The organism is Kitasatospora sp. NPDC059803 (assembly GCF_042732255.1).
GTDB lineage: Bacteria > Actinomycetota > Actinomycetes > Streptomycetales > Streptomycetaceae > Kitasatospora.
In genome coordinates this window covers 1-13,706 of record NZ_JBHWIJ010000236.1, presented here as the reverse complement: position 1 = coordinate 13,706, position 13,706 = coordinate 1, and the positions used below count along the sequence as shown (strand labels likewise).

Sequence of the window (13,706 nt, the reverse complement as noted above, 5' to 3'; positions counted from 1 at the left end):
ACCCACCCCCCCCGGGGCGCACGGCACGGCGATCATCAGAGCCGCCCCGGAGCTCTCCCCCCTGCTCCGGGGCGGCTGTCCGGCGTTCCGGGCCGGGTGGCCCGTTCGGTGGCCGTGCCGCTGACGGCGGCGGTCGTCCTGCTGCTGGTGTCGTGGCAGGTGGCGGCGGACGGCCCACTGCTCGGATGGGACCGCTCGGTCCGCGGAGCCGTCCGGAGCGCCCACCGGGACCACCCCAGCGCGCTGCTGGACCAGCTGGGCCAGATCCTGTCCGACCTGGGCGACAGCGTGCCCGCGATCCCGGTGCTGCTGGCGGCCGGCGTGCTGGCCGCGTGGCGGTGGCGCCGGACGGGGGCGGCGGGGCGCTGGTGGCTGCCGCTGCCGGTGGCGGCGCTGACCGCCGGACTGATCCCGCTGCTGGTGGTGCCGGCCAAGGCGGCGTTCGCCCGGCCGGGCCCGCTCGGTGATCCGCTGACGCCGGGGCAGTGGGGCTGGTACCCGTCCGGGCACACCGCCACCGCGTCGCTCTCGTACGGGGTAGCGGCGCTGCTGCTGGTGCGGGTGGCGGGGCCGTGGGCGGCGCGCCTGCTGACGGCGGGCGCGGTGCTGCTGGCGGTGGGCGTCGGCGCGGGGCTGGTGTGGAGCGACTTCCACTGGCTGCTGGACGTGGTGGCCAGCTGGTGCCTGGCCGCCCTGGTGCTGTGGGGGCTGGCCCGGTGGCTGCCCCGGCAGGGCGGCGGGGGCGGCGGCGGTCAGGCCTCGGGGTCGTCGTTGCGGTGAACGAGGCCGGTCTCGCCGTTGTCGCGGTGCCATTCGATGACGAGTTCGTCGCGGGCGCCGAAGCGGACGAGGTGGCGGCCGACGACGTCCTCCAGACCGGGCAGGTTCTCCCGCTCGCCCTCGACGGTGAGCAGCAGCGCGTCGGGCCGGGCTTCCAGGGTGGCGGTGCCGGCGCCGAAGACCAGGGTGCCGCGGCCGGTCTCCTCGGAGAAGGTGGCCTCGATCTTGCGGCCCATGTGGGCGGCGAGCTGCTTGGCGTAGCGGGTGGGGCGGTCGGTGGTGACGCGGGCTTCGGAGCGGGGCACGGGCCCTCCAGGATCCGGGGAGGGAACTTAGGGTCCCCTCAGTTGGGGCTACGCTAACCCAGGTACTGAGCCAAGCTCAACATTTTTCTCCGGGTGCCGTCCGCTGTCGGCCGCCGGCCCCGGACCGGCCGATACCCTGGGGCGGACGCCTGCCGAGGAGACCGCCGATGACCACCACGCCGACCGACCCGGCGGACCCCTCCCCCGGCCCGCCCGGCACCCCTGCCGAGGCGACCGCCTCGGACGCGGCCTCGGACACCGCCGCCGAGCTGGCCGACACGATGACCAGGGCGATCAAGCGGATCCGTCGGCAGACCGGGTGGCGGCTGGAGCCGTACGGCATCACCCCCGGCCAGGCCCGGGCGCTGAACACCCTGGCCCACGCGCCCGGCTGCGAGCTGCCGGACCGCGCGATGCGGCTGAGCGACCTCGCCGAGCGGCTGCACATCGCCCCGCGCTCGGCGACCACCGTGGTCGACGCACTGGAGGAGGCCGGCCTGGTCGAGCGCAGACCCGACCCGGCCGACCGGCGGGCGGTCCGGATCCTGCTGACCGAGGCGGGCCGCGCAGCGGTGGAACGGATCGGGCAGGTCCGGCACGAGGTGGCCCAGGAGTACTTCGGCGAGGTCGGTCCCGACGAGCAGGAAGTGCTGCTGCGAGTGCTGCGCGCCGCCGAGGCCCGCTTCCTCGCAGCCGGTCCACCACCGCGGACGGCGCCCCCGGGCGCAGCGCGGTGACGCGGGAGCGGTCGGCTGCGCTGGGCGGCCCACCGCGTTAGACCCCGTCCCGGCCCGTCCCGGCCTGCCCTGCCCCTAGGTGGCGAGGCCGATCACCAGCCACATGAACCCCACCCCGGCGACGGTGCAGAGCAGGGTGCTACGGGAAGGGTGCGGGCTGTGGGCCTCCGGGAGGATGTCGGAGGTCGCCAGGTAGAGCAGGAACCCGGAGAAGAAGCCGAGGTAGAGGCCGAGCAGGTGCTCGGGGATGGTGAAGGCCAGGGTGATCGCGGCGCCGGACACCGGGGCCAGCGCGTCCGCCGCGAGCAGCGTCAGCGCCCGCCGCCGGTTGTTCCCGTAGAGCCGGGTGATCGTGTACGTGTTGAAGCCGTCGGCGAAGTCGTGGGCGACGACGGCGATGGCGACGACCGTTCCGACCGTGGTGCCGGCCTGGAAGGCGGCGCCGATCGCGAAGCCGTCCATCACGCTGTGCCCGACCAGGGCCAGCGCGGCGGTCAGGCCGACGCCCTGGCGCCCGGCGTGGTGGGCGTGCGCGTGCTGGTGACCGTGGGTGTGCTCGGCGTACTCGCTCTCGTGGCCGCGGTGGATGGCGACCGCGCGTTCGACCACGTGGATGGTGAGGAAACCGACCGCGAACATCAGCAGCGCCTGCGGCACGCCGTGCACCTCGTCCGGTGCCTGGCGCATGGCCTCGGGCAGCAGGTCGAAGGCGACCACGCCGAGCATGAGGCCGGCGGCGAAGCCGAGCACGAGGTGGCGGCGGTCGCCGGTGCGCTGGGCGACGAAGCCGCCGATCAGGGTCATCAGGAACGCCCCGGCGGCGACCAGGACGGCGGTCACCGGGCCGCCTCCGGGTGGGTCGATCCGCTGTGCGGGCGCCGGCGGGTGCCGCCGTGTGGTCTGCCGGGCGCTCTGCCCATTCCTCTCCCCCTGGGGTCCGCCCGTGGCCGGGCCGACCGCCGACCGTATCGGACGACCGTTCGACGGTGATCGCCCGGGGTGCCGCTGCTCCGCCGGTGCCCGTTCCCCAGCCTCGGGTCGGGTGCGGGGGCGCGCCCGCCGGGCGGTCCGTCGGGGTGAGCTGCGAGGACGGGGACGGGGACGAGGGTGGGGGCGGGGACCGGAGGTGGGGTCAGCGGCCTGCGGCGAGGGGCAGGCCGAGGTGGGTGCGGGCGAGTTCGCTCACGCCGTCGCCGTCGACCAGGTGGATGTGGCGGTGGCTCTCCTCGCCCGTGAGGTCGAGGGCCTCGTCGGCGAAGCGGCCGGTGGTCAGCCGCAGGCCGCGCTCGGCGGACTCCTCCTGAACGGCCTCGGCCAGGGTGACGATCTCCTCCGCGCTGACCGGCGCGGCGCCCCGGGAGGCCCAGACCACCCAGCGGCCGGGCAGCGCACTGCCCGGGGCCCCCTCGCCGGTGGCGACCAGTCCGGCCGGGCCGCGCAGCCGCACGCTCCACTCGGCGAGCCCGCCGCGAGTGAGCAGGTCGCGCACCAGCTGGGCGAACTCGTTCGCGGACAGGTCGGGTGCGGCCGGTACGGCGGCACCCGCCTGCGCGGCGGGCTGCACGCCCACGCGGCCGTACGGGTCCGGGGTGACGGCGGCGCCGAGCTGGCGCAGCCGGACGAGCGCCTCGTCCTGCTCGGCGTCGGCGTAGACGCCTTCGTCGTCGCGCTCCTCGTACGGGGTGGCGGGCGGCAGCAGCCGGGTGCGGGCCAGTGCGTCGCGGTCGGCGTCCACGCTGACCAGGCACAGCGGCTCGGCGGTGCCGGGCTCGCGCAGCCAGCCGTTGAGCACGACGCCCGCGAGTATCTCGTCGGTGTCGACGGCGTCGGCGGCCTGGAGGGCGCGCAGGGCGAGCCGGGCGACCAGGCGCAGATAGTCGGTGGCCCGGTCCGCCGGCGGGCGCGGGACCGGGACGATATCGCCGTCCGGGGCGAGCCGGTAGCCGGTGAGCGAGGGCACCAGGTCGAGCGGCGGCAGGTCGAGGTCCAGCACGGCGGTACGGGTGAGCGGGCGGAAGACCGCCCGGCAGGGGGCGGGCAGGTCCTGGATGGCGGTCTCGGCCGCGGCGAGCGCCCGCTCCAGCAGTGACTCCACGGCGGCCGGCTCGGACAGCCGGTAGGCCCGTCGGCACTCCTCCAGGCTCTCGTTGTACTCGCGCACGGCGCGGGCCCGGGCCTCCTCGGCCGCCTCGTGGACGCGCCGGGACTCGTCTGCGGCCGGGTTGTCGGCCTCGGCCCGGCGGGTGCGCCACTCGCGCAGGGAACGCTGGTGGGCCAGCCGGGCCTGGGCGAGTTCGCGCTGGTAACCGGAGTCGAGCAGGCGACGGGCCGGGGCGCCGTCGGGGTCGGCGGTGGCCGGCCCGGCGGGCGCGAAGTCCGCCCAGCGGGGCTCGGCCTCGCTGCCGGTCTGCGGCCCGTCGGCCGGGTAGGGGCGGGGCTCGTAGTGGCGCAGCTGGCTCTCGAAGTCCATGGCCGAGACGGGCAGTGCGGCCCGCCGGAGCAGGTCGGCCAGCCGGTCGTGCTCGGCCTGGACCGTGAGCGTGCGGTGGTGGGTCAGGGCGGCGGCCCGGCCGTGGGCGGCGATGGACTCCTCGGGCTCGGCCGGGCCGTCGCCGGACGCACCGTCGCCGGACCCGCCACCACCGGACGCGCCGTCACCGGGCATGCCGTCACCGGGCGTACCGGGGGCGGCCGGGCCGGGGTCGGCGGCGTCCGGGTCCAGGCCCTGGCCCTGGCCCTGGCCCTGGCCCTGGCCCTGGCCCTGGTCGGTGTTGAACTCTCTGAAGACCGAGGCGAGGAAGCCCGGCCGGGGGAACTGGACGGTGGCGGTGCCGTCGGGCTGGCCGTCTGCTGAGTGCTGCATCGGTCGTCGTTCCCCCATGCTCGTCCGGCGCCTGCCCGGGGCGGCCGGCGACCCTGCGGCCCGCCCCTGCCGGACATTGTCCACCGAACGGGCGGCAGTGGTCAGCCCAGCCTCTCAGTTGGTCCGGGTGTTGGTCAGGTGCAGGCCGATGTAGCCGACATAGATCCGGCCACTGCCCGAGCAGTCGTCCAGGTAGTGCAGCCGAGGCGCGGTACGGCCGCCGCCGATCCGCAGGTGTGCGCCCATGAAGGCGCGCCGGGAGGCGTCCACGCTCTCCGGGACGGGCAGCATCCGCTCGCGCTTCCACTTGGTGTGGCTGAACACCGTCCGGGACTCCCCGCGCACCGCCTTGCGGGGCGGGAAGTGGTGGCAGCCCTCCGGGGTGTGCTCGCACCACTGCTTGAAGTCGCCGCCGGCCGCGCCGCGGACCGCCGCCTCGGCGTACTCCTGAAGGGCGGTCAGCCCGTCCCAGGCGAGCCGGGCCCAGCCCGCGCCGGAGCACCGGAGCCCGTCCAGGGCGAGCGCGTTCTTCTGGTCACCGGTGAAGGTCAACAGCGTGAACTCGTCGATCCTGGCCATGAGTTCGGTGAAGGTCTCCGGTTTTCCGGGCCGGGCGGACGGCTTGGCGGCGAAGTGCCCGGCGGCGCCCTGGAGGATGCAGTGGCGCCCGGTGAGGGCGCGGGAGCCGGCCCGTACGTGGCCGTCCCGGCCGTCCCGGCCGTCGTGGCGCTCGCGGAGCTCCGGACGGTCGCGGCCCTCATGACCCTCGCGGCCGTCCTGCTTGTCCCGGCTGTCCCGACTCACCCGGTTGTCCCGGCGCTCGTGCCGCAGGGTGCGCCGGACCCGCTCCAGCTCGTCGGCCCTGGCCTGCTGCTCGGCGCGGTCCTGCTGTTCCTCCCGGACGAGCGCGGCCAGCTCGGCGCGGGCGGCGGCCGGGTCTCCGGCCGGGCTGACGGCCGCGCGGGGCGGCGCCGGGGCGACCCGCAGCACCGGGACGGCCGCCAGCGTGGGCGGCAGCGGCAGGTCGGCGGCGAGCCGGCGCGGCTCGCGGGCGAGCAGCCCGGCCGCGCGGCGGAGGTCCTGCTCTATTCGCCCCCGGGCGAGCACCGGGTGCCGGGCGCCGTCGCACCGGGAGGCGGGGTCGACCTCGGGCAGGTAGGTGCGCACCGCTCCGCCGTAGACGCTGTGGTACTCCAGCGCGACGTTGAACCCGGTCCGGGCGCCCGGGGCCAGGACGTAGGCGGTGGCCAGGCCGGGCAGCTGGTGGCAGAGCGGGCGGACGACGTCCTCGACCCAGCGTTCGAGCGGGAGGTTCACCGGGACGCTGGCGACCACGACGGGCAGCCGGCGCTCCGGGTCGCAGAGCTCGTCGATCAGGCCGTCGACCTCGCCGGCGGTGATCACCCGGGGGGCCGGGTGGACTGCGGCCGGGCCGTCGGTGGCGTCGAGCAGCGGCAGGAGGGTGCGGGCGAGTTCGGGCACCGGCACCCGGCAAGGGGTCCGCACGCCGTTGCCGGTGCTGTGCGTCTCGGCCTCCAGCCGGACCCAGGTGGGGCCGTCGGCCGCGGTGGCCACGGTCAGGGTGAGCTGCTGGGTGCCGTGCGGGGTCGGGGTGCGCAGGCGCCGGCGGTCGTAGCGGCCGGCGGCCGGGCCGCCGCGCAGCGGGCCCTGGTCGCGGTCGAGCAGGACGCGGTCGCCCAGGCGCAGTCGCTCGGCGGCGGGGGCCGATCGGGACTGCGTCGGTCCGGACGTCGTCAGCCCAGGGGGCGTCAGTTCGGGCGGTTTCGGTCGGGTTGGAGGCGTCCCCGTCGAGGCCGGTCCGGCCGGGGGCGGCCCGGTGAGGGCACGGGGAGCCGGCGGGGGCTCCTCGCAGCCTTCCTGTTTCAGCCAGGCGGCGAGCTGCTCGTCGGCCAGGGCGACGGCCTCGCGGTGCGGGAGGGTGGTGGTGACGGTCATCCGGTAGGGCGTCGCGGGGCCGGTCAGGTCGGCGCCGGCGGGCGACGAAAAGCGGTCTGAGGTCATGCGCATACCTCCGTGGTGCGGGGTGGGGTCTGGTGTCCTCCATCGATGGGTTATTCGTCCGGTTCGGCCGGATCCTTGCCCAGGAAACGCCACGGCCCGGAGCGGAAGTTCCAACTCCGGGCCACGTCAATACGTTCGGGTGAATCTGCTCAAGCCGTGCACCGCGTGGCGCGGCTCCCGGGCCCGCCCCCTCGTCGCCGGACGGCGGACGGCGGGCGACGGGGCACGGGCGACAGCGCCGGAGCAGCCCTGGTCAGGCCTCAGCAGGTCAGGCCTCGGCGGGCCGGGCGCCACTGCGACTCCACGCGGGCTCCGCGACCGGCACCGCCAACGGGCAACCGGCCGGGGCGGCGTAGCTCGCGATCAGCACCACGGGCTCGTCCCCGAGGTTGCGCCCCACGTGGACGTGGACCGGTCCGGCCTCCTCGACCAGCGAGTCCCCGGCCCGGCTGACCTCGACCCGGCCGTCGTGCAGGGTCCGGGTCAGCGTCCCGGACAGCACCACCACGTCCACCCGGCCCGGGTGGTAGTGCCAGCCGGTGCTGGCCCCCGGCGGCAGGGTGACGGTCTGGACGACGGGCATCTCGGGGCGGCTTCCTGCTCGACGACCGGACCAGGCTAGGCACGCCCCGCAAGGCTCCGAAACGGATCGGCCGCGATCTGGCCGAATAGGTGGCCGAAAGCGCCGCCGCCCGCCTGCTCCGGCATCAGACCGGCACCTCGACGTACGTCCGGCCGGCCGGGACCGCGACGGCGGTACCGCCGGTCGCCTCGGCCAGCCAGGCGTGGAAGGCCGACACCTCCGGCTGCGGTACGCCCACCTCGATCCGCACCCCGGCCGGCTCGTAGGCCAGGTCGCTCACCGTGTAGCCGGCCGCCCGCAGGTCGTTCTCCACCCGCCCGGCGCGCACGTGGTCGGCCGTCACCGCGAGCAGGGCCACCGGCCGCCGCTCCAGCAGACCGATCTCGTCCACCGCCTCGGACACCGCGTTCCCGTACGCCCGCACCAGGCCGCCCGCGCCGAGCTTGATGCCGCCGAAGTACCTGGTCACCACGGCGGCGGTGTCGGTCAGGCCGCGCCGGCGCAGCACCTCCAGCATCGGCACCCCGGCGGTGCCGCCGGGCTCGCCGTCGTCGCTGGAGCGTTCGCGGCGCTGCTCGTCGCCGACCACGAAGGCGGTGCAGTTGTGCCGCGCGTCCCAGTACTGCTTGCGGATGCCGGCGATGAAGGCCTGCGCCTCCTCCTCGTCGGCGACCCGGGCGAGGTGGCAGATGAACCGGGACTTCTTGATCTCGGTCTCGTGGCTGCCGGCCCGCCGGATGGTGAGGTACGGCCTGGCGGTCGGTTCCGGCGTGGCGGACATGACGCGGTGGTTCTCCCGGAAACGGCGACGGCTGGCGGCGCACACCCCGGGCGTCCCGGGGCGGCACCGCCAGCCTAGGCCCTGGCCGGGCTTCGTCGGCCGGTCGCGGGGTCAGCGCCCGGCCAGGGCGTCCAGCCGGGCGCGGTCCAGGCCGGTCAGCGCGGTGACCTCGGCCGGGTCGACGGCGCCGCAGTCCAGGCCGCGCAGCAGGTAGCCGCTGAGCGCCCGGGCGGTGGCCGGCTCGTCCATCACGTCGCCACCCGCCTTGGCGACGTACGCGGCCAGCCGGGCTGCGGCGGCCGCCAGGCCCTCGCGGTAGAAGGAGTACACCGCGACGTAGCGGGTCGGCAGGTGCGCCGGGTGCATGTCCCAGCCCTGGTAGTAGGCGCGGGCCAGCGAGCGGCGGACCAGGTCGTGATGCAGCTTCCAGGCGGCGTGCACCTGTTCGGTGGAGCCGGTCGGGATGACGTTGGTCGAGCCGTCGGAGAGTCGGACGCCGGTGCCGGCTGCGGCCACCTGCATGACCGCCTTCGCGTGGTCGGCGACCGGGTGGTCCATGCTCTGGTGGGCCGCGCTGACGCCGCAGGAGGCGCTGTAGTCGAAGGTGCCGTAGTGCAGCCCGGTGGCGCGGCCTTCGGCGGCCTCGATCATCCGGGCCACGGTGGCCCGGCCGTCCGGGCCGAGGATGGCCTGCGTGGTCTCGATCTGGATCTCGAAGCCGATCCGGCCGGCGGGCAGCCCGGCGCGGCACTCGAAGTCCTCCAGCAGCCGGACCAGCGCGGTGACCTGCTCGGCGTAGGTCACCTTGGGCAGGGTGAGGACCAGGCCGTCCGGCAGGCCGCCGCCGGCCAGCAGGGTGGCCAGGAACAGTTCCAGGGTGCGGATGCCGCGGTCACGGACGGCCGCCTCCATGCACTTGATCCGGATGCCGAGGTACGGCGGCGCGGCATCCTCGGCCACGGCGGCGGCGACCAGTTCGGCGGCGCGGACGGCGGCGGCGTCCTCCTCGGCGTCCGGGCGGGGTCCGTAGCCGTCCTCGAAGTCGATCCGCAGGTCCTCGACCGGCTCGCGCTCCAGCTTGGCGCGGACCCGGGCGTGCACGTCGGCGAGCAGCTCGTCGTCGGCCAGGCCGAGGGCGCGGGCCAGCTCGGCGGGGGTGCCGGCGTGGGTGTCGAAGGCCTCCAGAGCCTGGCGGCCCCACTCCCGTACGGTGTCGGCGGCGAAGGCGTCGGCCGGGACGTAGACGGTGTGCACCGGCTGCCTGGTACCGGTGTCGCCGGGGTAGCGGCGCGCCAGGTCGGCGTCGACCGGGGCGAGCAGCGCCTCCACGGCGGCGCGGGCGGCGGCGGAGAAGGAGGCCCCGCCCGTCGGTCCGTTACCGTCGACCTCGACCTGCGACATCCGCACTCCTCCACGCCGGACCAGCACTTCAACAATTTGTTGAGGAGAAGGTAGCTCCGGCCGGATCGGGCGTCAACGGCCGACCGAGCGGTGGACGGAGAAGCGTTCGACGGAGGAACGTTCCACGGGGCGTCCGGCCGAGGCGGCCCTGGTCAGTCCCTCCCGGCGGCGGCGTAGCGGTCGCGCAGCTGCGGGTAGAGCTCGGCGACGTCCTTGGGGTGGACCGAGCCGTCCGGACGGTTGCCGGTGACGCCGTACTGCTTGGTCAGCCACTCGGCGAGGCGCTGCGGGTCGGGCTGGTGCTCGTGGTTGTCCATGTAGCTGACCAGCGCGTCATAGGCCAGGTCCGGATCCAGCCGGGACGGGGCCGAGCGCGGCGCGGACTCCTCGTCGTGGACGGGTGGCTGCTCGGCCGCAACGAACTGCTCGCCGTGGACGGGCTGCTCGGCCGGAGCGGGCTGCCCAGCCGGAAGGGGCTGCCCCAGGTGACGGGGCTGCGGCTCGGCGGCGAACCCCGCCTCCTGGGCGACCTGGGCCTGGGGCTGCTGCGGGAGGACCGGCTCCTCGGCGACCGGACGCGGGGGCTTGAACCACGGCGAGGCCTGGCCCGGCACCCGCCCGCCGGGGGCGGCGTCGGACGGGTGGCCCGTGGTGCGCACCGGGCGCTCGGTCCACACGTTCAGCTCCTCGCGGTGCGGCTGCGGGGCTTCCTCCGCCACGCCGTTCGGCTCCTGCGCGGCACGCAGCCGGACGGCTGCCAGCTTCGCCAGCATCGGCGCGGCCACCTCGGCGGACATCGGCGCGACGGCGACCGGAGCCGGGGCCGCGGCCGGTTCGGGCTGGGGCTGGGGCTGGACGTGGGTCTGAGCCTGGGCCTGGGATTGGGGCTGGACGTGGGTCTGAGCCTGGGCCTGGGATTGAGGCTGGACCTGCGGTATCTGCTGCGCCTGCCGGGCCGGCTCCGGGCGGGCCGAAGCGGGGGCGGCGGCGACGGGAGCCGCGGGGGCGGCGGCCTCGGCCGGGGCGATGGCCGTGGCGGCACGGCCGTCCTGCCGCTGGAGCTCCAGCGCCTCCTTCTCCGCCAAAGCCTCCCGGGCCTCGCGCTCGCGCGCCTCCTCGTCCAGACGGTCGAACAGCGCCGGGTCCAGCGGCACCCCGTACTTGGCCAGCTTGAGCGGCAGCAGGGCCTGGATCGGCGCCGAGCGGCGCCAGCCGCGGCCGTACCGGAAACGCAGCTGCGCCCGGTAGACCAGGCGGTTCTGCTCCAGCCGGACGACCTCGTCGTAGGAGCGCAGCTCCCAGAGCTTCATCCGGCGCCAGAGCTTGAAGGTCGGCACCGGGGAGAGCAGCCAGCGCATCATCCGGACCGAGTCCATGTGCCGGTCGACCGTGATCGCCGCGATCCGGCCGACCGCGTGCCGGGAGGCCTCGACCACGACCACGAAGAGCACCGGGATGACGGCGTGCATCCCCATGCCGAGCGGATCGCCCCAGGAGGCGGCCGCGTTGAAGGCGATGGTGGCGACGGTCAGCACCCAGGCGGTCTGCCGCAGCATCGGGAAGGGAATCCGCAGCCAGGTCAGTACCAGGTCGAGCGAGAGGAGCACGACGATGCCGGCGTCGACGCCGATCGGGAAGGCGTAGGAGAAGGCCCCGAAGCCCTTCTCCTGGGCCAGTTCGCGCACCGCGTTGTACGAGCCCGCGAAGCCGATGCCCGAGATGATGCAGGCGCCGGCCGCGACCAGGCCGAGCAGGCCCCGATGGGCCTTGGTGAGCGTTGGGCGTGCCATTACGTCTATCAACCCCTGGATGTCGGCTGCTGCCGTACGCTGCCTCGGCTGCCGGTTCCCGCTTGTCGGGGCGCCGGACGGCTGAGCGACCTCCGGGCTCGGCCCACCGGAGTTTACTCGTACACCTGTTTCAGCGTTTCCGCAGCCTGGCGTGTCACCGTCCGGGGCTGACGACCCGCCCGCCGTGGACCGGGCGGATCGTCAGCCCTTCGGCCCGGCCGTTCCGTTGAGGTAGGTCAGCACCGCGAGCACCCGGCGGTTGGCGTCCTCGGCGGGGGCCAGTTCGAGCTTGGTGAAGATGTTGGCGATGTGCTTGGCCACCGCTCCGTCGCTGACCGCCAGGCGGGCGGCGATCGCCGAGTTGGAGCAGCCCTCGGCCATCAGCTCCAGCACCTCGCGCTCGCGCGGGGACAGCCGCAGCAACGGGCCGGGCCGACGCGAGGTGATCTGCATCAGCTTCGCGATCACGTCCGGGTCCATCGCCGTTCCGCCGGCCGCCACCCGGCGGACCGCGTCGATGAACTGGTCGGCGTTGAACACCCGGTCCTTCAGCAGGTATCCGATCCCGCCGGTGCCGTCGGCCAGCAGCTCGCGCGCGTACAGCTGCTGAACGTGCTGCGACAGCACCAGCACCGGCAAGCCCTGGATCTCCTTGCGGGCCTTCAGCGCCGCCTGCAGCCCCTCGTCGGTGAGCGTCGGGGGCAGCCGGACGTCGACCACGGCCACGTCCGGCCGGTGGGTCAGCAACGCCTCCAGCAGTTCGGGGCCCGTCTCCACGGCCGCGGCGATGGTGAAACCGTGCGCCTCCAGCAGTCGGATCAGGCCTTCGCGAAGGAGGTAGAGGTCCTCGGCGAGGACAACTCGCACGGCAGCTCCAAGGTGATGGTGGTCGGACCGCCCGACGTGCTGTCGATGGCGAGGACACCGTCGAAGGTACCCAATCGCCGCTCGATCCCGCGCAGGCCGGTGCCCCGGGACGGATCCGCCACGCCCACCCCGTCGTCCGTCACCGTGATCCGCAGGAGCCCGGCCCGGTACAGGATGTCCACCCACACCTGCTCCGCCCCGGAGTGCTTGGCCGCATTGGCCAGCAGCTCGCAGATGCTGAAGTAGGCCGCCGCCTCCACCGGCGCCGGCGGACGGTCCGGCAGGCTCACGCACACCTCGGTCGGCAGGGCGCTGTCCAGCGCCAAGGCGCGCACGGCGTCGCCCAGTCCACGCTCGGCGAGCACCGGCGGGTGAATGCCGCGGACCAGGTCCCGCAGCTCCTGGAGCGCCCGGGCCGAGGACTGCCGCGCCTCGGAGAGCAGTTCCCGGGCGGCCGCCTGGTCGGTGTCCATCAGGTGCTCGATCGTGCCCAGCGTCATCCCTATCGCGACCAGTCGCGCCTGCGCGCCGTCGTGCAGGTCCCGCTCGATCCGCCGCAGCTCCGCCGCCTGGTCGCCGACCGCGTCCGCCCTGGTCTCGGTCAGCTCGGCCACCCGCCTGGTCAGCTGGGCGTGCGTCGCCCGGCCGTCCTGGTCCAGCACCCGGCGGGCCGCCTCGGCGTACCCCCGCACCGCGTACGGCGCCACGAGCACCCCGACCGCCACCATGCCGAGCCCGAGCACGGCGCTCAGCAGGACCGACACCAGGCGTGCGGGCACCGGCCCGAACCCGTCCACAGACAGCGGCGTCAGGATGCAGGCCACGCCCAGCACCATCAGGACGGTCACCGGGCCCGCCAGCGCCACCACCAGGGCGGGGCTGATGGCCAGCCAGGCCACCTCCGACCGGGTCGTCCGGTCCCGGGCGCCCCAGTGCAGCAGTTGCGCGTACTTCGCGACCATCCGGGAGCGGTGGTACGAGTAGCCCGTCCACCAGTGCCCGCGTTCGTCCAGCTCCAACGCGGGCCGTGGCTGGTACACGGCCGGCAGGCGGATGCCGTACCAGCGCTCCAGCTGCTGGCGCGTCCGGCTCGCCGTGCGGCGCACGAACAGAGCCGCCACCAGGGCGCCGGCGACGGCCGCCACCGCGAGGCCGAACAGGACCACCGGGTAGTAGGAATCCTGGAAGACCGAGGCCGTGACCCCACCCGCCGCCATCGCCGCCCCCACCGGCAGCACCAGCCCCGGCACCGCGCCCACCACCAGGAGAGCCAGCCGCGCCAGCCCCTGGCCGCCCGAGGCGACGGCCGCCTCGGTCTGCGCGCGCACCGTCGCGCCGCTCGTTCGACTCGCTGTTGCCACCGAAGCTCCTGATGCCGGTCTCGATCGTCCTCCACAAGTGTTCACGAACGACCCGCTCCAGGCACTGGCCATGCCACCCCAATTGCGAGGTGGTCCTAGCACCACCTGCGGGTGGACATAGCCCGAGCGGATTGTTGAGATTGTCTGGAAATGCAGAGAACCCCCATCCGGTTTCCCGGATGGGGGTTCTCTGTGAATGATTGTTCGGCGGCGTCC

The 13,706-nt window shown here is 75.0% G+C and carries 12 protein-coding genes; 2 read left to right on the top strand and 10 right to left on the bottom strand.

Features of this window, described 5'->3' with window-relative positions:
* On the top strand, window positions 1-780 hold a 780-nt coding region (locus ACFV6I_RS29415), incomplete at its 5' end, for a phosphatase PAP2 family protein (protein ID WP_380428539.1).
* On the opposite strand, the gene ACFV6I_RS29410 is transcribed toward ACFV6I_RS29415, so the two are convergent.
* Window positions 753-1,085 carry a DUF2218 domain-containing protein gene (locus ACFV6I_RS29410; RefSeq protein ID WP_063347639.1) on the bottom strand — a complete coding sequence of 111 codons (333 nt, stop codon included), beginning with the start codon at window positions 1,083-1,085 and terminating at the stop codon, window positions 753-755. The two genes, ACFV6I_RS29415 and ACFV6I_RS29410, sit on opposite strands and share 28 nt — an antisense overlap.
* 167 nt (window positions 1,086-1,252) lie before the next feature.
* On the opposite strand from ACFV6I_RS29410, the gene ACFV6I_RS29405 reads away from it, so the two are divergent.
* Window positions 1,253-1,822 carry a MarR family winged helix-turn-helix transcriptional regulator gene (locus tag ACFV6I_RS29405; RefSeq protein WP_380428538.1) on the top strand — a complete coding sequence of 190 codons (570 nt, stop codon included), beginning with the start codon at window positions 1,253-1,255 and terminating at the stop codon, window positions 1,820-1,822.
* Between the two features lie 75 nt (window positions 1,823-1,897).
* On the opposite strand, the gene ACFV6I_RS29400 is transcribed toward ACFV6I_RS29405, so the two are convergent.
* The 9 genes from ACFV6I_RS29400 to ACFV6I_RS29360 form a co-directional block, all read right to left on the bottom strand.
* Window positions 1,898-2,626, bottom strand: coding sequence for a ZIP family metal transporter (locus tag ACFV6I_RS29400; protein ID WP_063351112.1), 729 nt, complete (start codon window positions 2,624-2,626; stop codon window positions 1,898-1,900).
* A gap of 328 nt (window positions 2,627-2,954) precedes the next feature.
* A complete protein-coding gene (locus tag ACFV6I_RS29395) occupies window positions 2,955-4,685 on the bottom strand; it encodes a restriction endonuclease (RefSeq protein WP_380428537.1) in 1,731 nt (576 codons plus the stop codon).
* A 114-nt stretch (window positions 4,686-4,799) separates the two neighbouring features.
* Window positions 4,800-6,707 carry a hypothetical protein gene (locus ACFV6I_RS29390; RefSeq protein ID WP_380428535.1) on the bottom strand — a complete coding sequence of 636 codons (1,908 nt, stop codon included), beginning with the start codon at window positions 6,705-6,707 and terminating at the stop codon, window positions 4,800-4,802.
* A 268-nt stretch (window positions 6,708-6,975) separates the two neighbouring features.
* Window positions 6,976-7,290, bottom strand: a complete 315-nt coding sequence (locus ACFV6I_RS29385; RefSeq protein WP_079135597.1) for a cupin domain-containing protein — start codon at window positions 7,288-7,290, stop codon at window positions 6,976-6,978.
* A 124-nt stretch (window positions 7,291-7,414) separates the two neighbouring features.
* Complete coding sequence (locus ACFV6I_RS29380) at window positions 7,415-8,071, bottom strand: YigZ family protein (protein ID WP_063347643.1); 657 nt, start codon at window positions 8,069-8,071, stop codon at window positions 7,415-7,417.
* A 111-nt stretch (window positions 8,072-8,182) separates the two neighbouring features.
* On the bottom strand, window positions 8,183-9,472 hold the full coding sequence (locus ACFV6I_RS29375; protein ID WP_380428533.1) for a DUF6986 family protein: 1,290 nt from the start codon (window positions 9,470-9,472) through the stop codon (window positions 8,183-8,185).
* Window positions 9,473-9,624: 152 nt separating this feature from the next.
* Window positions 9,625-11,262 carry a DUF2637 domain-containing protein gene (locus ACFV6I_RS29370; protein WP_380428531.1) on the bottom strand — a complete coding sequence of 546 codons (1,638 nt, stop codon included), beginning with the start codon at window positions 11,260-11,262 and terminating at the stop codon, window positions 9,625-9,627.
* 201 nt (window positions 11,263-11,463) lie between these two features.
* Window positions 11,464-12,129, bottom strand: a complete 666-nt coding sequence (locus tag ACFV6I_RS29365) for a response regulator transcription factor (protein WP_063347646.1) — start codon at window positions 12,127-12,129, stop codon at window positions 11,464-11,466.
* Window positions 12,081-13,490, bottom strand: coding sequence for a sensor histidine kinase (locus ACFV6I_RS29360; RefSeq protein WP_380428529.1), 1,410 nt, complete (start codon window positions 13,488-13,490; stop codon window positions 12,081-12,083). The genes ACFV6I_RS29365 and ACFV6I_RS29360 overlap by 49 nt, the downstream gene beginning before the upstream one ends.
* Window positions 13,491-13,706 lie beyond the last annotated feature (216 nt).